Origin of the sequence: Mycobacterium kyogaense (assembly GCF_036946525.1) — a bacterium.
GTDB classification, from domain to species: domain Bacteria; phylum Actinomycetota; class Actinomycetes; order Mycobacteriales; family Mycobacteriaceae; genus Mycobacterium; species Mycobacterium kyogaense_A.
Map to the genome: position 1 here is coordinate 1 of NZ_JAQIIY010000023.1, position 22205 is coordinate 22205.

17 protein-coding genes and 2 pseudogenes are annotated in these 22205 nt (G+C 68.5%); 13 read left to right on the forward strand and 6 right to left on the reverse strand.

The window, feature by feature from the left end; all coding sequences use genetic code 11:
- Window positions 1-88 precede the first annotated feature (88 nt).
- Window positions 89-580, reverse strand: a complete 492-nt coding sequence (bfr, locus tag PGN37_RS19400) for a bacterioferritin (RefSeq protein WP_111512459.1) — start codon at window positions 578-580, stop codon at window positions 89-91.
- Window positions 581-795: 215 nt separating this feature from the next.
- On the opposite strand from bfr, the gene PGN37_RS19405 reads away from it, so the two are divergent.
- A complete protein-coding gene (locus PGN37_RS19405; protein WP_335332635.1) occupies window positions 796-996 on the forward strand; it encodes a (2Fe-2S)-binding protein in 201 nt (66 codons plus the stop codon).
- Here the strand turns inward: PGN37_RS19405 and PGN37_RS19410 are convergent.
- The gene (locus PGN37_RS19410; protein WP_335332636.1) at window positions 980-1729 is read right to left on the reverse strand and encodes an enoyl-CoA hydratase/isomerase family protein; all 750 of its coding nucleotides are present in this window, start codon (window positions 1727-1729) and stop codon (window positions 980-982) included. The genes PGN37_RS19405 and PGN37_RS19410 overlap by 17 nt on opposite strands.
- A complete protein-coding gene (locus tag PGN37_RS19415; RefSeq protein ID WP_335332637.1) occupies window positions 1726-2436 on the reverse strand; it encodes a hypothetical protein in 711 nt (236 codons plus the stop codon). Before PGN37_RS19415 ends, PGN37_RS19410 begins: the two co-directional genes overlap by 4 nt.
- 33 nt (window positions 2437-2469) lie before the next feature.
- On the opposite strand from PGN37_RS19415, the gene PGN37_RS19420 reads away from it, so the two are divergent.
- The 7 genes from PGN37_RS19420 (at window position 2470) to PGN37_RS19450 (ending at window position 11951) form a co-directional block, all read left to right on the forward strand.
- Complete coding sequence (locus tag PGN37_RS19420; protein WP_335332638.1) at window positions 2470-4446, forward strand: FUSC family protein; 1977 nt, start codon at window positions 2470-2472, stop codon at window positions 4444-4446.
- A gap of 85 nt (window positions 4447-4531) precedes the next feature.
- Window positions 4532-6010, forward strand: a complete 1479-nt coding sequence (locus PGN37_RS19425; protein ID WP_335332639.1) for an FAD-dependent monooxygenase — start codon at window positions 4532-4534, stop codon at window positions 6008-6010.
- 31 nt (window positions 6011-6041) lie between these two features.
- On the forward strand, window positions 6042-7400 hold the full coding sequence (locus PGN37_RS19430) for an HNH endonuclease signature motif containing protein (RefSeq protein WP_335332640.1): 1359 nt from the start codon (window positions 6042-6044) through the stop codon (window positions 7398-7400).
- 80 nt (window positions 7401-7480) lie between these two features.
- Window positions 7481-8164 (forward strand): GntR family transcriptional regulator, encoded by a 684-nt coding sequence (locus PGN37_RS19435; RefSeq protein ID WP_335332641.1) that lies wholly within the window; start codon window positions 7481-7483, stop codon window positions 8162-8164.
- Window positions 8165-8259: 95 nt separating this feature from the next.
- Window positions 8260-9660 (forward strand): allophanate hydrolase, encoded by a 1401-nt coding sequence (locus tag PGN37_RS19440; protein WP_335332642.1) that lies wholly within the window; start codon window positions 8260-8262, stop codon window positions 9658-9660.
- Window positions 9657-10346, forward strand: coding sequence for a cysteine hydrolase family protein (locus tag PGN37_RS19445; protein ID WP_335332643.1), 690 nt, complete (start codon window positions 9657-9659; stop codon window positions 10344-10346). The genes PGN37_RS19440 and PGN37_RS19445 overlap by 4 nt, the downstream gene beginning before the upstream one ends.
- Before the next feature lie 9 nt (window positions 10347-10355).
- A complete protein-coding gene (locus PGN37_RS19450) occupies window positions 10356-11951 on the forward strand; it encodes a regulator (RefSeq protein ID WP_335332644.1) in 1596 nt (531 codons plus the stop codon).
- Here the strand turns inward: PGN37_RS19450 and PGN37_RS19455 are convergent.
- The 3 genes and pseudogenes from PGN37_RS19455 to PGN37_RS19465 all read right to left on the reverse strand — a co-directional run bounded on the left by PGN37_RS19455 (window position 11945) and on the right by PGN37_RS19465 (window position 17042).
- Window positions 11945-15211 carry a helix-turn-helix transcriptional regulator gene (locus PGN37_RS19455; RefSeq protein ID WP_335332645.1) on the reverse strand — a complete coding sequence of 1089 codons (3267 nt, stop codon included), beginning with the start codon at window positions 15209-15211 and terminating at the stop codon, window positions 11945-11947. The two genes, PGN37_RS19450 and PGN37_RS19455, sit on opposite strands and share 7 nt — an antisense overlap.
- A gap of 67 nt (window positions 15212-15278) precedes the next feature.
- Window positions 15279-16515: pseudogene (locus tag PGN37_RS19460) on the reverse strand (cytochrome P450).
- Between the two features lie 131 nt (window positions 16516-16646).
- On the reverse strand, window positions 16647-17042 hold the full coding sequence (locus PGN37_RS19465) for a hypothetical protein (RefSeq protein WP_335332646.1): 396 nt from the start codon (window positions 17040-17042) through the stop codon (window positions 16647-16649).
- A 106-nt stretch (window positions 17043-17148) separates the two neighbouring features.
- On the opposite strand from PGN37_RS19465, the gene PGN37_RS19470 reads away from it, so the two are divergent.
- From PGN37_RS19470 to PGN37_RS19490, 5 genes and pseudogenes are all read left to right on the forward strand, one after another.
- Window positions 17149-17745: a TetR/AcrR family transcriptional regulator gene (locus PGN37_RS19470; RefSeq protein WP_335332647.1), complete on the forward strand. Its 597-nt coding sequence runs from the start codon at window positions 17149-17151 to the stop codon at window positions 17743-17745.
- A complete protein-coding gene (locus PGN37_RS19475) occupies window positions 17745-18800 on the forward strand; it encodes a hypothetical protein (protein ID WP_335332648.1) in 1056 nt (351 codons plus the stop codon). Before PGN37_RS19470 ends, PGN37_RS19475 begins: the two co-directional genes overlap by 1 nt.
- Window positions 18742-20407, forward strand: a pseudogene (locus PGN37_RS19480) (tetratricopeptide repeat protein). Before PGN37_RS19475 ends, PGN37_RS19480 begins: the two are co-directional and overlap by 59 nt.
- Complete coding sequence (locus PGN37_RS19485) at window positions 20400-20897, forward strand: nucleoside deaminase (RefSeq protein WP_442932966.1); 498 nt, start codon at window positions 20400-20402, stop codon at window positions 20895-20897. Before PGN37_RS19480 ends, PGN37_RS19485 begins: the two are co-directional and overlap by 8 nt.
- Window positions 20894-22198, forward strand: coding sequence for an alpha-amylase family protein (locus PGN37_RS19490; protein WP_335332650.1), 1305 nt, complete (start codon window positions 20894-20896; stop codon window positions 22196-22198). The genes PGN37_RS19485 and PGN37_RS19490 overlap by 4 nt, the downstream gene beginning before the upstream one ends.
- Window positions 22199-22205: the final 7 nt, after the last annotated feature.

Below are 22205 nucleotides of genomic sequence, written 5' to 3' on the forward strand. Positions count from 1 at the left end.
CCCGAGTTCTGGCGATGTCACCGCGAAGCCGGTCACGTCGTCGTCGGCGAAGTCCCCGATTCGGCTCATGGCCGAAGTGTAACGCGTTCTAGTTTGCGCCCACGCTGGGCGGACGGGAGACGCACTGGGCCAGGTACAGCTCCTCGCCCAGCTTGCCCATCAGCTCCAGCTGTGTCTCGAGATAGTCGATGTGCAGTTCCTCGTCGGCGAGGATCTCTTCGAGGAGCGTGGCCGACGTGGCGTCGCCCTTCTCCCGGCACATCATCACACCGGGCCTCAGCCGCCCGACCACCTCGTACTCGATCGCGAGGTCGGCCTCGAACTGCTCGCGCACGGTCTGACCCACTCGCAGCGAGAACAGCCGCTGATAGTTGGGCAGACCGTCGAGGAGCAGGATGCGGTCGGTGATCTTCTCCGCGTGGACCATCTCTTCGAAGGATTCCTTGCGGGTGTGCTCGGCCAGCTCGGTGAAGCCCCAGTTGTCCTGCATCTTCGAATGTAGGAAGTACTGGTTGATCGCCGTCAGTTCGCTCGTCAGCTGCTCGTTGAGCAACTTCAAAACCTCGGGATCCCCTTGCATGGTCAGCTCCTCGAAAGCGGGTGTGGCGGCGTCACGGGCCGTGTGCCGAGCACGTTCAATCTAGTGCACCCAAAACGCTCTGCCACGTAAGTCTGCCCTCAGTGGCGCGACCGTGAGCCTGGACCGTTCGCAAAAAGTTAGGCTAGACTCCGCTACCGTAGGTAAGGCTAGACTCAGCTTGGTTGTGGCACCGACAGTGAGGATGGGCGTAGCGGATGTTCGTCTGCCTGTGCACCGGCACCACCCACCACGCCGTCGGCGAGTTGGTGGCCAACGGGGCCCGCACCTCGCGGGATCTGGCCGAGGCGTGCGGCGCCGGCGGTGACTGCGGCCGTTGCCGGCGCAATCTGCGGGCGATCATCGAGGCGCACTTCGCCGAGAAAGCAGTCGCGTCCGTGGTCAGCGTCGCTGGCTGAACTGGTCCAGCGCCGCGGCATTCGCCACCCCGCCGAGCAACTCGGCGAATTCGGCGTTCTCTCGTGCGGTGGCTTCCGCGATTCCCGGTCGATACCCCTGCGTGATGGTCCGCTTCACGGCCGTCAGGCTCGAAATGGGTCGGGCGGCAAGCACATCGGCGTGCCGACGGGCCTCTGCCATCAACTCCTCGGGCGCGCAGACCTTCCAGGCGATGCCCATCCGGTGCGCCTCCTCGGCATCCACCCACTCCGAGGACAGCAGCATCCAGGCCGCGTTCTGCCGGCCCATCAGCTGTGGCAGCAGATAGGACGACGCGGCTTCCGGGGCGACGCCGAGACTGGTGAACGGGCACTTCAGACGCGCCGTGGACGACATGAACACCAGGTCCGCGTAACCCAGGATCGTGGTCCCGATCCCCACCCCGACGCCGTTGACCGCGCAGATCAACGGTTTCGTCAGCTCCGCGAGCGCGGTGATCATCGTCGGGAAATTGCTGCCGCCGGTGTAGGAGCCGTCGGCGATGCGCGCCTGCATCTCCTTGAGGTCGTTGCCCGCGCTGAACGCGCGGCCCGCGCCGGTCAGAAGCACCACGGCGACATCGGGGTCCGCTGATGCCTCGGTCAGTGCCGTGGCAGTGGCGAGGTAGAGCTCCTCGGTGAACGCATTGAGCGCCTCGGGCCGGTCGAGCACGATCGTGCGAACCCGATTGTCATCGCTGATCTGCAGAGTCACGGTGCCACCGTAGCGAACGGGTCACGCAGCACGTAGCGACTGCTGGGCACGGTGTCGACGTTCTCGTTGGCGCCGAAGGCCGAGGTGCTCGCGATCATTCGCGTCATCCGGTCGGACAGATCGTCGTCGTCGCGCGCACCGAAGAAGGCATGCAGGTCGGTGGTCGCCGCAAGGGGGAAGAGCTCCTCGACGATCGCCGAGATCGGTTCGGCCCCCGCCGTGAGCGCACGGACCACCGTGTTCTGGGTGTAACCGAACGTCGCCTGGGTGTCGATGGCGACCTGGGTGTGTTCACGGTGCCACCGGGTCAGCCACGTCGCCTCGTCCAGCGCAGCCGGCCGGCGCAGCAGCGCGACGTTGGCCAGGCCCGGTGTCCGCTCTCCGGCCGGGGTCTGCGGGGGCTTGAGCGGAACGGACTCGGTGACCAGATACGCCGCGAGCCCATCGCTATGTGACTCCAGAATTTCTGTGGCAGCAGCGATCTGGCTGCCGTAATACTGGTCGGTCCAGATACTGACGACGCCGATCACGGGCGGGTCCAGCGTGGTCAGCGTCATCAACGAGTCGGTGACGGCCGCGTCGCGCACGTTCACGGTGAGACCGGCGACGCCGGTGCCGGCCACCTGATCGGCGATGTCGGTGCGCAAACGTGTGCACCACGCCTCGTCGCCGGGCGCGCCACGCAACGTGATGATGACCTTCTCCACTCCGCGACGATAACCCCGCGCCAGAATGGGGAGATGATCACGGGCGAGTCGGTGCGCGCGGCACTGCCGGAGGCTGCTCCGGTCCTGCGCAGCGTCGTCCTCACCGTCGTCGCCGCGCTGTGTGCGATCCGGTGGGGCCCGGCCGGTTCCGCGACCGCGGTCGCCGGCACCTCGGTGATCGCCGGAGTCGTGGCGCTGCAGCAGGATCCGCGCGGGCGAACCCTGCGGGTGCTGTTCGTCTCGGTGGTGATGGGCATGGCGATCCTCGTGGGCACCTCCGCGTCGGTGTTCTTCGGGCTCTTCGTCGCGGCTGCCGGCATCTGGTGCGCGCTCGCCGCGCTGCCCTGGGTGTGGGGCACATTCGCAGGACTCGTCGCCTCCGCGTCGGGATCTCTCGCGATCGCGGCAGGGCTGACGGCGCCGACGTGGGCCTCGACGATCGGGACGGCGGCGCTCGCGGTGGGTGCGGGTGCGCTGCAGGCCGCGGTGACCGCGGCGTCGCCGCCGCGACGCTGGCGGCGTCAGCGGGAAGCGCTGGCCGCGGCATACCGCTCGCTCGCCGAGGATGCGACACGACTGGCTGCCCATGCCCAGGAGTCGGTGGCCAGCGCCGAGCCGATGATCGCGCTGCGCGCCGCCTTCACCGCCGACGCGGCCCGCCCGACGCGCCGAACCGCCGGCTACCGCAACTGGTACGTGGTGCCCGGACGCATCGGCGCCAGCCTGGCCGACGTGGCGGCGGGCGCAGAGACAACCGACGTGTTGCACGCGGCCGCAGCCACCCTGAACGCGCTCGCCGACCCCGACCGATCAGCACGGGACAGCGTCGATACCGCACTCGCGAAACTCGACGCCGCCGTCGCCGCGTCGAAGGGCGATGCGGCACCCGCCGCCCAACGACTGTCCGCACACCTTCACCTCGCCGCAGCGCGGCGGCCGAACGACAGACTCCACGTGCGGCCGGCTGACCTGTGGACACGGGTGCGGATGGCGGTCAACGGGTTGCGAGACCACATCGACCGGCACTCCCCCGTGCTGCGCCACGCCGCGCGTCTCGGTGTCGCTGTGGCCTTGGCGTTCCTGCTGGGGCGTGTGGCGGCCGTGGGCGACGGGACGTGGATCGCGTTGACGGTGCTCATGGTGTTGCGTCCGGAGACGGCGCACACCTACACCCGCTGCGTGGGACGCACCGCGGGCGTGGCGGCCGGGGCTTTGCTGGTCTCGTGCATCGCCGTGGTGGCACACGCCGCGCCGGCAGTGTTCGCAGTCCTCGCGGGCGTCGCCGTGGGTGCGGCTCATGCGGCGTCGCGGTACGGGTACGTGGCGGTGGCCGCCGTGGTCGCCGCGGCCACGGCGTTCATCCTGGGCATCGATCACGCCGCGGTACTCGTCGACCCGCGCGAGGTGCTGATCGCAACCGCGATCGGCGGGGCACTCGCGGTGCTCGCCCACGTGCTGATGCCCGACGACCCGCTGACCCGGCTGGCGCAGCGGGCCGGGGAGCTCCTCAAGACCGAGATCGATTACGCGGCAACGGTGGTGAAGGTCTACCTGCACGAGATCGACAGCGCGACGGAGGTCCGTGCCACCGCGTGGGAGCGCACGTTCCGTGCTCGGGCGGCGTTCGAGGCCGCCTCCGGCGCGGCACGTCTGGTCTCGGCCGAGCAGCGGCGGTGGTTGCGGTGCTATCGCACGGTGCTGAACTCGATCACGGGGTCGTGCGCGACGCTCGAGGACAATCTTCCGGTCGACGCGTTCCCCCAGCTGCACCGGCCGTTCGTCCGTGCGGTCGACGAGTTCGTCGAGGTCCTGTGCGGTGAACCGATGACGGCCACCGACCCGTGGAGTGTCGACACCGATGAACTGACCGCCGCCGCCGAGCGGGTGCGGCGGTCGGTGCCCGGGCACGAATCGGTCGAGGGTTCGGCCCGCGTGCTGGTGTCCGAGATCGCGGCGATCACCCGTGCGCTGTGCCTGGTGGCCGAGACCCCGTGGCCGGCTGCGCGCTGAGTCACGTCAAGTCATCAACTGTTGACATCCGTGCGGATCGGCCTACAGTCGAAGTCAACAAACGATGACTTTCTGAGGAGATCCGATGACTGCACGCATCCAGGTACTCGTCGTCGGCGCGGGCCCTACCGGCCTGACCGCGGCGGTGGAACTCTCCCGCCTCGGCGTGAGCGTTCGGATCGTCGACCGAGCACCGCATCCGGCGTCGGAGTCGCGGGCGCTGGCCGTGCAGGCGCGCACGCTGGAACTGCTCCGGGTCCGCGGGGTCGGCGAGCAGATGCTGCCGCTGGGCAACCAGGTGCGCGCTGCGGCCCTGCATGCCGGCGGGCGCGATCTCGCGCAAGTCGAATTGAGTCGGATGCCCAGCGCCTTCAACGGCATTCTGATGCTCGCGCAGTCGGAGACCGAACGTCTGCTGACCGAGCAGCTCAGCCGCCAGGGGGTCAAGGTCGAGCGCGGAGTCGAGGTGGTCTCGGTGCGCAATGATGCTTCTTCGCAGTCTGTTTCGGCGGTTCTACGGTCCGCCGAAGGTGCCGAGGAGCACGTCGAGGCGCAGTACCTGATCGCCGCCGATGGTCCACACAGCACGATCCGCACAGCGTTGGGCGTGCCCTTCCCCGGGCGCATACTGCCGCACGACTACGTGCTGGCCGATCTGCACATCGCCGGACCTGTGCCTGAGGACGAGGTGTCGATCTTCCTGGCCCGCAACGGTTTTGTCGCCGTGTTCCCGATGGGTCACGGCCGGTTCCGCATGATGGCCACAGATCCTTCGGGCGTACTGGCTCGAGGATCGACGCCGACGGTCGGTCAGATGCAGGAGCTCTTCGACCGCACGGTCGGCGTGCCGGCGCGGCTGCACGGGGTGAACTGGAGTTCGCAGTTCCGGATCAACAGCCGCGCGGTGCCGGAGATGCGCTCGGGCAGGGTGTTATTCGGTGGCGACGCCGCGCATGTGCACAGTCCGGCGGGCGGGCAGGGAATGAACCTCGGAATCCAGGACATGATCAACCTGAGCTGGAAGCTCGCGATGGTGCTCGACGGGCGGGCGCGCCAGGAACTGCTCGACACCTACTCTTCCGAACGCCTGCCGGTGATCCGAAAGGTGTTGCGATTCACTGAGATCGGGACCCGAGTGTTCAACTCGACCAATCCCCTGGTCCACGCGCTGCGTATTCGCATGGCACCGCGGGCGCTGGCGCGCGACGCCGTGCAGAATGCGGCGGCCTCGATGTTCGGGCAGCTGTCGGCTGGGTATCGGGGGGACGCCCTGGCTGACGGTGCGGGTGGCCTGGGCGCCCTGCGGGCCGGTGACCGCGTGCCGGATGTGGACGGTCGTTATGACGCGCTTGACCTCGGTGCATTGACGCTGTTCGCAGGCGCGGACGCGGGTGCGGTGGTCGACGTGGCGCGGGCGTGGGACGGGGTGGTGCGCGTGCGCGACGGCGTGGATGCGCAGGGTTGGCTGCTGGTGCGGCCAGACGGCTACCTCGCTGCCGCCGGCGGGCCGAGCGACGGGCCCGTTCTCGAAACGTGGCTGCGGCGGTGGTTCGTCCGCCCCTGATTTGTCGGACCTTCGAACTAGTGTTCGATATATGGATGTGGTTGCCGGCGCGGTCGAGGTGATGCGGGGTCAGTTGGCGATCCTGCGCGACGCCTCCGACTCCCTGTCGCATCGTGAGCTGGTGGCGCTGATGGCCGAGGTCACGGCGGTCGTGCGGTCGGTGCCCGCGCTGGAGCATCAGATCCTGGCCCGGCTGACCACCGAGACGGAGCCGCGGCGGCTCGGGGAAGCGTCGTGGAAGAAGGTACTGACCACCACCTTGCGGGTGTCGGAGACGGACGCGAAACGTCGCCTCGCCGAGGCGTCCGCGTTGGGGCCGCGGCAGGCCATTTCTGGCGAGCCGTTGCCGCCGGTGTGGGAGGCCACCGCTAGCGCCCAGGCTTCCGGGGCTCTGGATGCCGACCACGTTGCGGTCATCGCGAAATTCCATGATGGGTTGCCGGTGTGGGTGGATGTCGACACTCGCGCGGCCGCGGACCGCCAACTCGCGTCACTGGGCGCGGGATTGACGCCGGAGGATTTGAAGAAGGCGGCGGATCGGTTGGCGGCGATGATCGACCAGGATGGGCCTGAACCCACCGACGCCGACCGCGCCCGCCGCCGCGGCATCCAGCTGGGTGCCCAGCAGGCCGATGGGATGAGCCGGCTGACCGGGTGGCTCACCCCCGAAGCGCGCGCCCACTACGAAGCCATCCAAGCCAAACTCGCCGCACCGGGGATGTGCAATCCCGACGACGAAAAGCCCTGTGTGGAGGGCGAACCCGCAGACGAGCAGCGCCGGTCGGACACGCGGAGCGTGGCGCAGCGCAATCACGATGCGTGGCTGGCGGTCGGCCGGATGGCGTTAAGCTCGGGTGAGCTGGGGTCGCACAACGGGTTACCCGTGACGGTGATCGTGTCGACGACGCTGCAGGAGTTGGAGAAGGGGGCGGGGGTGGCGGTCACCGGCGGCGGCAGCCTGTTGCCGATGGCCGATCTGATCCGCATGGCCGCCCATGCTCACCACTATCTGGCGGTGTTCGACCGCCACACCAACCAGCCGCTGTATCTGGGCCGCAGCAAGCGCCTCGCGTCTCCGGCGCAGCGGATCATGCTGCACTCCTCAGCCCGCGGCTGCACCCGTCCCGGCTGCAGCGTGCCGGGCTACTGGACCCAGGTCCACCACATCGACGACTGGAAGACCGGCGGCCCGACTGACATCACCAACCTCACCCTCGCCTGCGGCCCCGACAACAGGATGGTCGAACAGACCGGCTGGCCCACCCGCATCAACAGCAGGGGCCAGACAGAATGGGTCCCCCCACCCAACCTCGACACCGGAGGGCGCCGAACCAACGGCTACCACCACCCCGAACGCCACCTTCTCCCCGAAGACGACGATGATCCATAGGTCAACGTGCGCAACAACTTTCATTGCGGGGCAGGGGCTGTCGCTGCGGGCATCGGCAATTGTTCCTACCATTGTGTGCCATGGCAGCGCCGAGCGAAGGTCCGTCGCGGCCGGTGCTGCCCGCGACTCTGGTCGAAGTGGCCGGCCACCGGCTGCGCGATGCGATCCTGTCCGGTCAGCTCGCACCCGGCGAGAAGATCGTCGAAGAACAGCTGTGCGCCGACCTGGGTATCAGCAGGGCGCCGCTGCGCGAGGCGCTGCGTCTGCTGGCCCAGCAGGGACTGGTGGAGCACCTCCCGCGGCGCGGATCGCGAGTCACCGAATGGTCCCCCAGCGACATCCTGCAGCTGTTCGAGTTGCGATACGTCCTCGAACGGCACGCGATCGACACCGCGCTCCCCCTGGCCGATCCCGACCGTCAGCTCGAGCCGATCCGCGCTGCGTTGGATCACATGGTCAGTGCCCAGGATGCGCTCGATCGCGATGACGCCCACCGCGCGTTCCACGCCGCGGTGGTGACCTTGGCCGACAACCGACAGCTGGACATCGCGCTGGCGCCGATCCTGCTGAAACTGCAGCTGCCGATGGCGAAGAACCTCCGTGCGGAGGCGCTGCAGGGCGACCCGGCCGACGGCGTGGAGCGGCATCGCGCGATCCTTGCCGCTCTGGAGTCCAACGATGCGGGCGTCGTCGCGGCAGCACTGCGCGAGCACGGCCACCTCGACTACCTGGGACTCGACACGGACGTCAGCACGGAGCCGTAACGCGGTGCTGAAGCTGTAACACAGCAGCAGAGCGCTTACACAAACGACACATTCTCGACCCGCGATCGCCATGATTCTGTCGACAATCGACAAACATGGAGGAACACCGCGGCCCGTCGATCGGGCCATCCGTGGCCGAGATCCTGGCCTCCCACGCCAGCGGAACCGGATCGCCGACCAAGACCGCAGCCCGCGTCGCCGATGCGATCGAGGCCCGCGGAGACGACGGCACCTGGCTGTCCACCGTCCCTCGCTACGAGCTGATCGCGGCCGCCGAAGCCATCGAACGCCGGCCCGGAGCCCGCACGCTCCCGCTCTACGGCGTCCCCTTCGGAGTGAAGGACAGCATCGACGTCGCCGGCGTGCCGACCACGCTGTCGTGCCCCGACTTCGCCTACGTCGCCGACGCAACCGCACCCGCCGTCCAGCGTCTCCTCGACGCCGGGGCGCTGTACGTGGGCAAGACGAACCTCGACCAGTTCGCGACGGGCCTCAACGGCACCCGCACGCCGTACACCATCCCCCGCAGCGTGTACGGACGCGACATCATCTCCGGCGGTTCGAGTTCCGGCTCCGCACTGGCCGTGGCTCTGGGGCAGGTGCCGTTCGCCGTCGCCACCGACACCGCCGGGTCCGGCCGCGTCCCCGCAGCACTCAACGGCGTCGTCGGCGTCAAACCATCCCGCGGCTTGATCAGCACTGTCGGACTGGTACCCGCGTGCAAGTCGCTCGACTGCCTCACCGTCATGGCTGGCTCCATCGACGACGCCGACCGCGCGCTCGACATCATGATCGCCCGCGACGACGGCGATCCCTGGTCCCGTGACCGCGGTCCACGCGTGACCGGCGCACCCCTGCGCGTCGGACTGCCGCCCGTCGACGACCTGGAATTCTTCGGCGACACCACGATGCGCGCGGCACACCTCGCGTTCCGCGACCAGCTCGCCCGCAAACACCAGATCGTCGACATCCCCCTCGAACCCTTCCTCGCCGCCGGATCCCTGCTCTACCAGGGACCCTGGGTGGCCGAACGTCTCGTCGAATTCGGGGACTTCCTCGCCGAGCATCCCGAGTCGATCCATCCCGTGGTGCGCGAGATCTTCGCCAGCGGCCACCGCTACACAGCCGTCGATGCATTCGCCGCACTGCAGCGCCTCCAGGAACTCAAAGCCGAGGTGGGCAGGCTGTGGCGGCACATGGACGTCTTCGTCCTGCCCACGATCGGTACCACCTTCACCGTCGACGAGGTCCAGGCCGCCCCGATCGAGGCGAACACCGTGCTGGGCCACTACACCCACTTCGGGAACCTCCTCGACCTCTGCGGGGTTGCTGTCCCCGTCGGCGTCACCGAGAACGGAAAGCCCTGCAGCGCCATGCTTCTCGGCGCTGCTCTCTCCGACGACACCGTGCTGCACCTCGCCGCCCAGATACTCGACGAATCCCGGCCCGTCCGGCATCCCTCCCCCACCCCGATACCCTCAGAGGAGCTGCTGTGAACCCGATCCCGATCGCGGCGGAACCGTCGCCGTTCCCTCTCGTCCCCGGCAAGACCGCGCTGATGCTCATCGACATGCAGCGAGACTTCCTGCTGCCCGGCGGTTTCGGGGAGAGCCTCGGCAACGATGTCGGCCGTCTCGCCACCGTCGTCCCGCCGCTGGCGGCGCTGCTGGCCGCGGCACGCTCGGCCGGCCTGATGGTCATCCACACCCGCGAAGGTCACCGGCCGGACCTGTCGGACTGCCCGCCGGCCAAGCTCCGTCGCGGCGCGCCCTCCCAGCGGATCGGCGACCCGGGCGCGTTCGGACGCATCCTGATCCGCGGCGAATACGGGCACGACATCGTCGACGAACTCGCGCCCATCGATGGTGAAGTGGTGATCGACAAGCCGGGCAAGGGCGCCTTCTACGGAACAGACCTGTCCGGCGTTCTGACCGACGCGGGCATCACCCAGCTGATCGTCACTGGCGTCACCACCGAGGTCTGCGTCCACACCACCACGCGTGAGGCCAACGATCGCGGCTATGAGTGTCTCGTGGTATCCGATTGCGTCGGTTCGTATTTCGACGATTTCCACCGCGTCGGTCTGCAGATGATCACCGCGCAGGGCGGCATCTTCGGCTGGGTCGCCGACAGCGCGGCCGTCATCCCCGCACTGCAACAACTCGCCACTACGGCCGCCTGAGGAGATCCGATGAGCACCGACGTCACGACAGGCCCTCAGATGGGGACCCCCGAGGAGAAGTCCGTACCGCTGCCGTGGTGGTCGCGCGGAGATCTCAACGCGTTCTTCGGCCTGGGTTTCAACATCCTGGTCAACGTCTTGACACTGACCGGCCTGATGATCGGCGTCGTCAAGATCCCCGCCGGCGACGTCCTGGGCACCGTGCTCCCCGCTCTCGGGGTCGCACTGATCCTCGGCAATCTGTACTACACCTTCCTGGCCCGTCGGCTTGCCAAGCGGGAGAACAGATCCGACGTCACCGCGCTACCCTACGGCCCCAGCGTGCCCCACATGTTCATCGTGGTGTTCGTCGTGATGCTGCCCGTCTACCTCAACACCGACGACGCGATGCGGGCCTGGGAGGCCGGGTTGGCGTGGGCGTTCATGATCGGCGTGATCGTGATGATCGGTGCGTTCGTCGGCCCGTACATCCGTCGGCTCACCCCGCGGGCGGCGATGCTGGGCACGCTGGCAGGCATCTCGATCACGTTCATCTCGATGCGTCCCGCCGCACAGATGTGGGAAGCCGCATGGATCGGGCTGCCCGTTCTGGCGATCATCCTGATCGGCTTCTTCACCGACATGAGGCTGCCCTTCGGCATCCCGGTCGGGCTGGCGGCACTGCTCGTCGGCACCGCGATCGGCTGGCTCGGCGGCTACATGTCCGCACCGGATGTCAGCCAGGCCGTCTCCGACATCGCGATCGGTGTCCCGGATCTGCGCGTCGACATGTTGGTGTCCGGCCTGTCGAATCTGGCGCCACTGTTGGGGACCGCGATTCCGTTGGGTGTCTACAACTTCACCGAAGCGATGAGCAACGTCGAGAGCGCCGCTGCTGCGGGTGACAACTACAACCTGCGCAGCGTGCTGCTCGCCGACGGTGCGGGCGCGGTCGTCGGATCGGCGTTCGGCTCACCGTTCCCGCCGGCGGTCTACATCGGGCACCCCGGGTGGAAGGACGCCGGTGGCCGGTCGGGCTACTCACTGGCCAGCGGCGTCGTCATCGGAATCCTCTGTTTCCTCGGCCTTTTTGGCGTTCTCGACGCTTTACTGCCGGTTCCGGCGATCGTGCCGATCCTGCTCTACATCGGCCTGCTGATCGGTGCGCAGGCATTCCAGGCGGTGCCCCGGTTGCACGCGATCGCAGTCGTGGCCGCGATCCTGCCGAACCTCGCCCAGTGGGCCAGCGGTCTGATCGACAACGCGCTCAACGCTGCCGGCACGTCGGCCAGCAAGGTCGGAATGGAGGCGCTGGGCAACGCGGGTGTGGTGTACGACGGACTGCTCACGCTCGGCGAGGGTGCGGTGCTCGTCGGCCTGATCCTGGGCACGATGGTCACGTTCATCCTGGAGAAGAAGTTCCTCTTCGCCGCGATCGCTTCGGCTGTGGGTGCGGTGCTGTCGTTCATCGGCCTCATCCACGCACCTCAGGTCGCGTGGGCGGCGAATCCTCAGGTGGCACTGGGCTATTTGCTCTTCGGTGTGGTCTGCCTGCTGTATTCGTTCCTGCCGGGCGCCAAGAAGCCGGTCGAGGTGGACGAGTCCGACGTGGTCGCCGGTCACTGAGGGGGCGTATGCCGCGCGGCTTCCCGGGCCAACTGCACGCGGGAGGCAATGCCGAGCTTGGCGTAGATGTGTGTGAGATGCGTCTGCACCGTGCGCACCGAGACGAACAGCCGGGTGGCGATGTCCTTGTTGGCCATTCCCGTGCTGACCAACTGGGCGACCGCGACCTCGGTCGGCGTCAGCGACTCCCATCCGGTGCTGGCTCGTCTGCGTTCGCCACATCCCCGTCGTGCATAGGCGATTGCATCCTCGCGAGCCAGCGCCGCTCCCTCCGCCCAGGCGGACTCGAACGCGTCGTGGCCGAGCGCTTCCCGCGCGGTCGCCACGGCGGCCGCTGCGTCGGCGACGAACACCGGATAGCCCTTCAGCCCCATGTCTTCGCGAATCGCACTGGCTGAGGCGAGAAGTCGGCTGGCCACCTGATGATTGGCGTGTGCGACCGAGACTGCGGCGAGGATGTCCAACAGGTCGGAGACCGGCTGGTAAGCCTGCACGCGAACGACCTCATCGAGCGCTGTGACCGCATCGCGTCGCGCCTGTTCGATCTCGCCCTGGCGCAGCGCCACGCGCGCCCGATCACCAAGCGCAGTCGCGAGGTGCCATCCGCGCCGCGCCGCGACGGCTGCGTCGGCCTGCGCCCGAGCGTCGGAAGTCCGCCCGTCGAGCAACGCCACGATCGCCGCGGGGTTGGCGCTGATGTGCGCGAAGGCTGGCTGCGGGCCCAGACGCTCCGTCGCCGCCGAACTCGCCGCCACTGCGGCGGCTGTGTCACCGGCTGCCAGTGCGGCCGTCGCAAGGGCGCCGTAGGACAACCCCTGCAACCAGGGACCGAACTGGGCTGACGATTCGACCGCATCTGCTGCTGTCGTTCGCGCCTGCTCGGTCAGCCCCAGCGACGCCAGCGGGTAGGCGAGAAGGATCTGAGCGCTGACTCTGGCCTGCACGTCGTGCGCGGAGTCGGCAGCATCGATGAGCGCCTGGACCACCGAGACCGACTCGGCGCATTCGCCGTTCATGTAGAGCGCGTCACCGATGGACCACCGACTCCAACGGGCCGCCGAGGAATCACCGACCAGATCCGCGATGTCGCAGCCTTCCCGGCCGTAGCGCAGCGCGGCGGTCGGATCGCCCTCGCCGGTCGCCGCGGCATACGACGAGAACGCGAGAACCTGTCCCAGGCCCACCACGTCCCCCGCTGACCGAGCCAGCGACCGCGCTTCCCGCAGGTGGGCCGCGGCGACATCGGCATCGTAGGCGGCGACCGCTCCGCAGGCGGTGAGTGCGCGGGCGACCAGAGCATCATCTCCGACGTCCCGGGCCAGTGCCAGCGCCTGTTCGGCCTGTGCGACGAAGTCGACCGCGACGAGGTGGGCCGCGAGAATTGCCCGGTTGGCCAGAGCCCACGCTCGGGTCTGAGACGTCGCGTCGACGGCGCCGGCATCGGCGAGTGCGGTGTCGAACCACGCCATGCCTTCGAGGATCCTTCCCGTCCCCAGCCAGATCGGCTGTAACGACGACGTCAGGCGCAGCGCGCGATCGCCGGCTCCGCTGTCGCGACTCCACACGAAGGCGGCCAGCAGGTTGTCCATGTCACGCGCGGCCCGGTGGACCCGCTCCCGGTGACCGTCGACACTCGAGGCATCGAGGGCCCGTGCAACATCTGTGTAGTAGTCGCAATGACGTTGCCGTACGGCGTCGGCGTCGTCGTGTTCGTGGAGCCTCTCGGCGGCAAATTGGCGCATCGTCTCCGCCATTCGGTAACGCGTGATGCCAGAAGCGTTCTCGGTGAGCACGAGGGACTTGTCCACCAGAAGCGTGACGAGGTCGAGCACCTGGGCGCGCTCGATATCGCCAGTCGTCGGTGCCGCCGTCACGGCCTCCACCGCCGCGAGATCGCAGCCGCCGGCGAAGACGGCCAGCCGCCGGAACATCGTCCGCTCGGAGTCGGTCAGCAGGCCGTAGGACCACTCGACCGACGCGCGCATCGTCTGATGTCGCCGTACGGCGGTGCGAGCGCCGCCCGTCAACAGTCGGAAGCGGTCGTGTAATCCCGCGGCGATCTCCGACAGCGACAGCGACCTCGAGCGGGCCGCGGCCAGTTCGATGGCCAGCGGCATCCCGTCCAGGCGACGGCAGATGTCGGCGATCGACACGATGTCCCCGCCGCTCACGGGCAGCTGCGGGTTCACTCGCCGGGCACGGTCGATGAAGAGTTCGACGGCCTCGGTGGCCAGCGGCAGCGGTGGCAACCGCCAGGTGACCTCCCCTCCCACGTTCAACGACTCCCGGCTGGTTGCCATCACCACCAACTGTGGGCACCGTCCGAGAAGTGTCGTGACGATCGATGCGACGGAGTCGACCAGGTGTTCGCAGTTGTCCAGCACGACGAGCATGGACTGCTCCCCGACACTGTGGGTGAGAGTGTCGAGGGTGGTACGTCCCGGTTGATCGGGCAACCCGAGGGCACGCGCGAGCGCGATCGGTACCGACTCTGCTCCGGTCACAGTTGCGAGATCGACAAACCATGTGCCCCCGCTGAATTCGGCGGTCATGGAACTGCCGAGCTGGGCGGCGAGCCGCGTCTTGCCGATCCCGCCAGCCCCGGTCAGTGTCACCAGCTGGTGCGTCGCGAGAAGGCGACGCACGTCCACGAGGTGGTCCTGCCGCCCGATGAAACGGGTCAGCTGCGCGGGGAAGTTCTGTCCCGCAGTCACTGTCGTGGTGCGTAGCGGCGGAAAGGTGTTCTCGAGATCGCGGTGGCAGAGTTGCAGCACCCGTTCCGCGCGGGGCAGGTCACGAAGGCGGTGGGTGCCGAGCTCGATCGTCCACGCCCCCTCGGGCAAATGATCCACCACCAGGGACTCTGTCGCGGTGGACAGCACTGTCTGTCCCCCGTGGGCCAGGTCTCGTAATCTCGCGGCTCTGTTGATCACCGGGCCTGCGTAATTCGACTCATCACGCAGCGCGACCTCGCCGGTGTGAATCCCCATGCGCAACAGGATCGGTGGGCTCACCGCGCGGTGGATCGCCACGGCGCAGGCCACCGCGTCGGTGGCTCGCGCGAAGGCCGCCACGAAGCTGTCACCCTCGCCCTGCTCGACGGGCCGCACTCCGCCGTGTGTCGAAATACACTGACTGACAACAGTATCGAGGTGGCGGCAGGCGTCCGCCATCTCCGTAGGCTGCGACTCCCACAGGCGGGTGGAGCCCTGGACGTCTGCCAGGAGCAGCGTCACGGTTCCCGTCGGTAGTTGGCTCATATCTCACCCGTCCACCCTCGGCAAGGCCGCGTGTCAGTGTCGTCATCCTAGGTGTCGACGGTCGGGCTCAGTACCCGTTGGCGAAAGTGACCGGCAGGGCAACGGGTCCTGTGACACCCGTGAGTGCCTTCCAGGGTGCCGGGCCGTCCTGACGGATACGCGGCATCCGCCGCGCCAGAACTGTCAACGCCTCGGCCAGTTCGACCCTGGCCAGGTGCGCGCCGAGGCAGTAGTGCACTCCACCACCGAATGTCAGCATCGCCGGCGCCCCCACTCTGGTGATGTCGAATTGGTCGGGACGATCGAACACGGCGGGGATCGCGGTTGGCTGCCGCAGTGTTGGCGACGACGACGGTTCCTGCCGCAAGGGTCACGCCGGCCACGGTGACCTCCTCGGTCACTCGGCGAAAGGTCGTGAAGATCACCGGGCAGAAACGCATCACCTCGTCGACGGCCTGTGGAGCGAGCTCGGGATGCCGCGACAACAACTCCCACTGGTCGGGGTGCTCGCTGAAGACCTGCACCGCTGCGGCGAGTTGGTTGCGTGTGGTGTCGGTGCCGGCCATCAGCAAGGTGGCGGCGACGTTCAGCAGTTCGGCGTGTGTCAGCCGGTCCCCGTCGACTTCGGCGCGCATCAGGGTGGACAGCAGGTCACCGGTGTCGGTGCGGCCGCGGACGTGCACCATCTCGTCGAGGTAGGCCTCGAGGGCGTTCCAGGCACGCAGGATTGCCGGGGCGTCATCACCGACGTTCCAGTCGAACAGTCTGAAGATGTCGTCCGCCCAGCCGGACAACAGGTCCCAGTCCTGCCGGGGCGTGCCCAGTAGCGCGCAGATGACGGGTACCGGATAGCGACGCGCGACGTCACCGACGATGTCGCAGCGACCTGCCGGAACCACCTGGTAGGCCAGTTCGGCGATGACGTCGGCACACATCGTGCGCAACCGCCCCGCAGCCCTGGGTGTGAACGCGTGAGCGACGAGTCGGCGCAGCCGTGCATGCCGTTCACCGTTGAGGCTGAGCAAACTGTTGGTGACGATGTCCCAGAGTTCACCGGAGGTGACGCCCTGTGCCGTCAGGATGATGCCCTCGGGCATCGCGAAGCGGTTGTCACGCAGAGCCATTCGGACGAGGTCGTAGCTCAGTAGCTCCGGCCCGTGCAATCCCCTGGCGATCGGCGACCGGTCGCGGGCGAATCTGATCAATTCGTGGGCTTCGTGGAAACCGGAGGCCTGCTCGAAGTCGAGTTCCGGCAGGCCGGAGGTGGCGAGCGTGGCGTGATCGTGGGCCGTCGATGCTGACATGGTGGTCACCTGCCGAGAAGTGGTGGACCCCGTCACGGTGTGCGGGTACATCGACTGTCCGCGACAACGGCGCGAAAACCATCCGTCGAAACGCGTATTTTCTCCGCGCGGGGTCGTAGTCACCTGTGCTTTCAGTCGGCACCGATGTCGGCCACGAACGGCACCGACGCGTTCTCGCCCAGCACGATGTACATGCGCCGCCACGGGTCATCGCCCTCGAGGAGCCACTGGTGACCTGAGCCGGTGGTGTCCTCGGCCAACAGCACATCGCCGGGTGAGAGCCGGAACTGTTCGCCGTCGCGCGTGGTGAACAGCAGTGTGCCCGCCAGCGTGACGACGAGCTGACGGACTGGCGCGGTGTGCCAGGCCAGCGTGCCGCCCGAGGCCGTCTCCTCCACCGTCACCGACGTCACCGGCACGCTCGACGACACCATGTCGTCGTTGCGCCCCCGCTCCATGTCCAGGCGGCCGACCTCGACGTGGGACGCATCGTCGGTGCCGGTCCACAGGCGTACGCAACGGATCATGCGCGCCACCGTAGCTTGCGGGTTGCGTCACACCTCGCCCGCGCCGCGCCGGAGATCACCCGCGACTTCGTGGACAATTGTCCACGAAGTTCTTAGGCTGCCTATCATGACCGATCGCGGCCGCAGCGCCGATCCCCGCGCCGAGCGGGTCCGTGCCCGCCTGCGCGAGGCTGCGTTCGCCATGGCGCACGAACGCCCGGTCGACGAGATCACCGTCGGCGATCTCGTGACCCGCGCTCAGGTCAGCCGCCAGGTCTTCTACCGCCACTTCCGTGACCGCGACGATGCCGTCAACGTCGCGTTCACGCAGGCCTTCGCCGACGCGACCACCGACCGACATTCCGACCCGCGCACCCGGATCACCGACCTGTTCGCCTTCGCCGCCGAGCACCGCGCGATGTACCGCAACATCGTCCCGAGCACCGTCACCCAACACGTCGTGACGATGTTCCGCGCTGCACTGTTGCCCGCCTGCGAACAGATCGCGGCCCAGGGCATGGCCGTCGTCTCCACCATCGCGCCGCTGTCCGCCGAGGCGGTCACCCGATTCCTCGTGGGCGGCCTCATGGAGGTCCTGCGCTCGTGGATGGAGGACCCTGACGCCACCGATCTCGCTGCCCGTGTCACCGCCGCGCTCGACACGATCGACGCACTGCTGGGCATCTCCCCGACTCATCCCCCTCTGACCCGAAAGGACTCGTGATGGGTAAGCACCACACCCCCGAAAAGCCTGTTCTGCCCGACCGATCCGCGCTGCGCACGGTCGTCCTCGCCTTGGCCGGTCTGACCGTGTTCGTGATCGCGATGGTCGCCAGCTATTCAGGAGCCTTCGCCAAACCGACGCTGCATCACATGACCGTCGCGGTGTCGGCGCCGCCGCAGATCGTCGACGGCCTGCGCGCACAGGACACCTTGCAGGTCACCGACGTGGGCAACGCAGACGCTGCCCGCCGAGAGGTCTTCGAGCGGCGAGCCGACACCGCGTTCGCCGTCACCCCTGACCGCCAGCTCGCGATCTACGTCGCCGGCGGTGGCGGACACAGCGTGGCCGCGGCCGCCGAGACCGTCGGCCGCACCGTCGCCGACCGCGCGGGTCTGCCCGTCGTCGTCACCGACGTCGCACCGACATCCGCCGGCGACCCGTCCGGCACCGTCGAGTTCTACGCCGTCATCTTCCTGTCCATCGGCGCCTCGCTCGGTGCGGCGCTGCTCGGCCGGCTGATGGGGCCCGTCCGGAGCCCGCGGACCTTCGCCCTGCGCACACTCTCGCTGTCCGCGTTCTCCGCCGTGCTCGCCGGCGCCGTGACCGTCTACGCCGACGTGGTCCTCGGCGCGCTGGTCGGCCACACCTGGCAGGTCTTCGGCGCGCTGTGGCTCTACGCGATGGCCGTCGGAGGTGCGGTCACCGGCGTCGCGGCCGCCTTCGGCACCGCCGCGTCGGTCCTGCTCGGACTCTTCCTCGTCGTCGTCGGCAACGCCGCCGCAGCCGGGCCCGTCGGCCGCCCCCTGCTGTCTGGCTTCTACTCGACCTTCACCGCGATCGTGCCGCAGGGCTCCGGAGTCTCGTTGCTGCGCAGCATCTCCTACTTCGACGGCCACGGCGCCGCAGTGGGGTTGGCGACGCTAGGGGCGTGGGCCGCGGTGGGCTGCGTGCTGGCAGTGCTCGCGACGGCCGTGCGTCTGAATTATCGTGCCGCCTATGAGCGCATCGCCGATCGAGCCGTACTACGACCTCGGCTCCTACAGTCGGCCGACTGACACACCGTCGCCGGAGGCGCAGGTCTGGTTCGACCGGGGCATGGTGTGGGCGTACGCGTTCAACCACGACGAGGCGATCGCGTGTTTCGAACGGGCGCTCGACCTCGACCCGGATTTCGCGCTGGCGCGATGGGGCATCGCCTATGCGATCGGGCCCAACTACAACAAGGCGTGGGAGGCGTTCGACCCCGTCGACCTGACCTCATCGGTGGCGCGGGCGCGTGCCGAACTCGCCCGCGCCGCCGACGGGCGTGCGAGTGCGATCGAGCGGGGGCTGATCGACGCGCTGGCGGCGCGGTTCCCGACCGACGATCCGGAGGACACCGCCGCGCTGCAGGCCGGCCATGCCGCCTACGCCGACGCGATGACGGCCCTGGCGCTGGCCCATCCCGACGACGTCGATGTCGCCGCCGCGCTGACCGCCGACGCACTGGTCAACATCACCGCGTGGGCCCTGTGGGACACCCGCACCGGTGAGCCAGCACCCGGCTCACGCGTCATCGAGGCCATGCAGATCCTCGACGCGGCGCTCGCCACACCGGCGGGACGCGCACACCCCCGGAATCCTGCATCTCTACGTGCACGCGATGGAGATGTCGGCGGCACCGCAGAAAGCACTGCCGGCAGCCGACCTGCTGCGCGGTCTGGTTCCCGACGCAGGCCACCTGCAGCACATGCCGAGTCACATCGACGTGCTGTGCGGCAACTACCACGACTCCGTAGCCGCCAATATCGCTGCGGTGCAGGCGGATCGACGCTTCGTCGAGCGATCGGGCCCGCTCAACTTCTACTCGCTCTACCGCGCCCACAACCTGCACTTCGTGGTCTACTCCGCGATGTTCGAGGCGAACCTCTCCACCGCGCTGTGGGCCGCCGACGAACTGTCGGACCAGCTGACCCCGGAGCTGCTGCGCATCCCGTCGCCGCCGATGGCGGACTGGTTGGAGGCGTTCGTGCCACTGCGCGTGCACGTGCTCATCCGGTTCGGGCGGTGGGACGACCTGATCGCCACGCCGCTGCCGGAAGACGCGGACCTGTACTGCACCACCACGGCAACCATCCACTACGGCCGCGGTGTCGCCTACGCCGCCACCGGACGACTCGACGAAGCGCGCACGGAGCGGGAGGCCTTCGCCACGGTCTATGCACAGATCCCGGAGAGCCGCTACCTGTTCAACAACACCAGCCGGGACATCCTGGCGGTCGCCGAGGCCATGCTCGACGGCGAGATCGCTTATCGAGCACATCAATTCGAGGAGGCGTTCGCACACCTGCGCCGCGCGATCGAACTGGACGACGCTCTCCCCTACGACGAGCCGTGGGGCTGGATGCAGCCCACCCGGCACGCCTACGGGGCGCTGCTGCTCGAGCAGGGCCGCGTCGAGGAGGCCGCCGCGGCCTACGCCGCCGACCTCGGACTGGACCCGACACTGGCCCGGCCGTGCCAGCACCCGGGCAATGTGTGGAGCTTGCACGGCTACCACGAATGCCTGACCCGGCTCGGTCGCGCCGCCGAAGCGGCGATCATCGCCCGCCAGCTCGAGCTCGCGGCCGCCCGCGCCGACGTGCCGATCCGCGCGTCGTGTGCCTGCCGCATGGATGCGTAGACTTCCGCCTGTGTCTCTGAGCGCGGCAGACGTCGACTACCTGCGCCGCTGCGTGGACCTCGCTCGGCAGGCGCTCGAGGCGGGTGACGAACCGTTCGGGTCAGTTCTGGTCGACGCCGACGGTGAGGTGCTGTTCGCCGATCACAACCACGTCGCCGGCGGGGACGCCACCCGGCATCCGGAGCTGGCGATCGCGCTGTGGGCCGTCGAGAATCTCAGCCCGGCGGACCGTGCCGCGGCGACCGTCTACACCAGCGGTGAGCACTGCCCCATGTGCGCGGCCGCCCACGCCTGGGTCGGCCTGGGCCGCATCGTCTACGCGGCCTCGTCGGCGCAACTCACCGGCTGGCTGCAGGCGTGGGACGCGCCGGCACCGCCCGTCGCCGCGTTGCCGGTGAGCGCAGTCGCGCCGGGTGTGCCGGTCGACGGGCCCGCGCTCGAGCTTGCCGACATCATGAAAGCGTTGTACGAGAGGGCCTTTCGTCGATGAGTGAGCCGGACTGGGTCACCCATGCCATCTGGTGGCACCTCTATCCCCTCGGCTTCGTCGGCGCCCACCCGGCCGATCCGCCGCCGGGGCCTGGCGAGCATCGGCTCCGCCGGGTCGTGGACTGGCTCGACTACGCGCGCGATCTCGGCACCTCCGGTATCGCGCTGGGGCCGATCTTCGCGTCGCAGACCCACGGCTACGACACCACTGATCACTACCGCATCGACGAACGCCTCGGCGACGACGGCGATGTCGACCACCTCATCGCCGAAGCTCACGCCCGCGGACTGCGCATCCTGCTCGACGGTGTCTTCAACCACGTCGGCACCGACTTCCCCCGCTACCGTGACGCGCTCGCCGGCGGCGACACGTCCTGGTTCCGGGTGCGGGGCGGTGAGTTCGCCACCTTCGAGGGCCATGGCGGCCTGATCGCGTTGAACCACCGTAATGCGGAGGTGGTCGACTACGTCGTCGACGTGATGTGCCACTGGCTGGATCGCGGTGCCGACGGGTGGCGCCTCGACGCGGCCTACGCGGTGCCCGACCGCTTCTGGGCGCAGGTCCTGCCCCGGGTGCGGGAGCGACATCCCGACGCGTGGATCGTCGGCGAGGTCATCCACGGCGACTACGTGGCGCGGGTGAACGACTCCGGCTTCGATTCGGTGACCCAGTACGAGCTGTGGAAGGCGATCTGGAGCAGCCTCAACGACGCGAACCTGCACGAGCTCGACTGGGCGCTCAAGCGGCACAACGAATTCCTGGATGCGTTCGTGCCGTTGACGTTCATCGGCAACCACGACGTGACCCGCATCGCGAGCCAGCTGGACAACCCCGACCACGTCGACCACGCGCTGGTGATCCTGATGACCACCGGCGGCACCCCGAGCATCTACGCCGGCGACGAGGTCGCCTACCGCGGGGTCAAAGAGGAACGCTTCGGCGGTGACGACGCGGTGCGGCCCGAATTCGGTTCTCCGCTCGAGGGAGTCGGTGACCACGGGCATCAGGTGCTGGCTGCCCACCAGCATCTGATCGGGCTGCGGCGACGCCACCCGTGGCTGCACACCGCGCGGACCGCCCCGCTGCAGGTGACCAACACCGGATACGTCTACGTCTCCCGAGGCGGAGACGACGCGTTGATCGTCGCGCTCAACGTCGGCGACGAATCCCTACCGGTGTCGTTGCGCGAGTTCGGATTCGGTGCTGCCGAGGTGGTGGCCGGGTCCGGGGCGCCGCCGGCGGAGACGGTCACCGAGACGGCGGTGCCGCCCCACGGGTGGCTCATCCTCGCGCCTCGTTGATCCAATT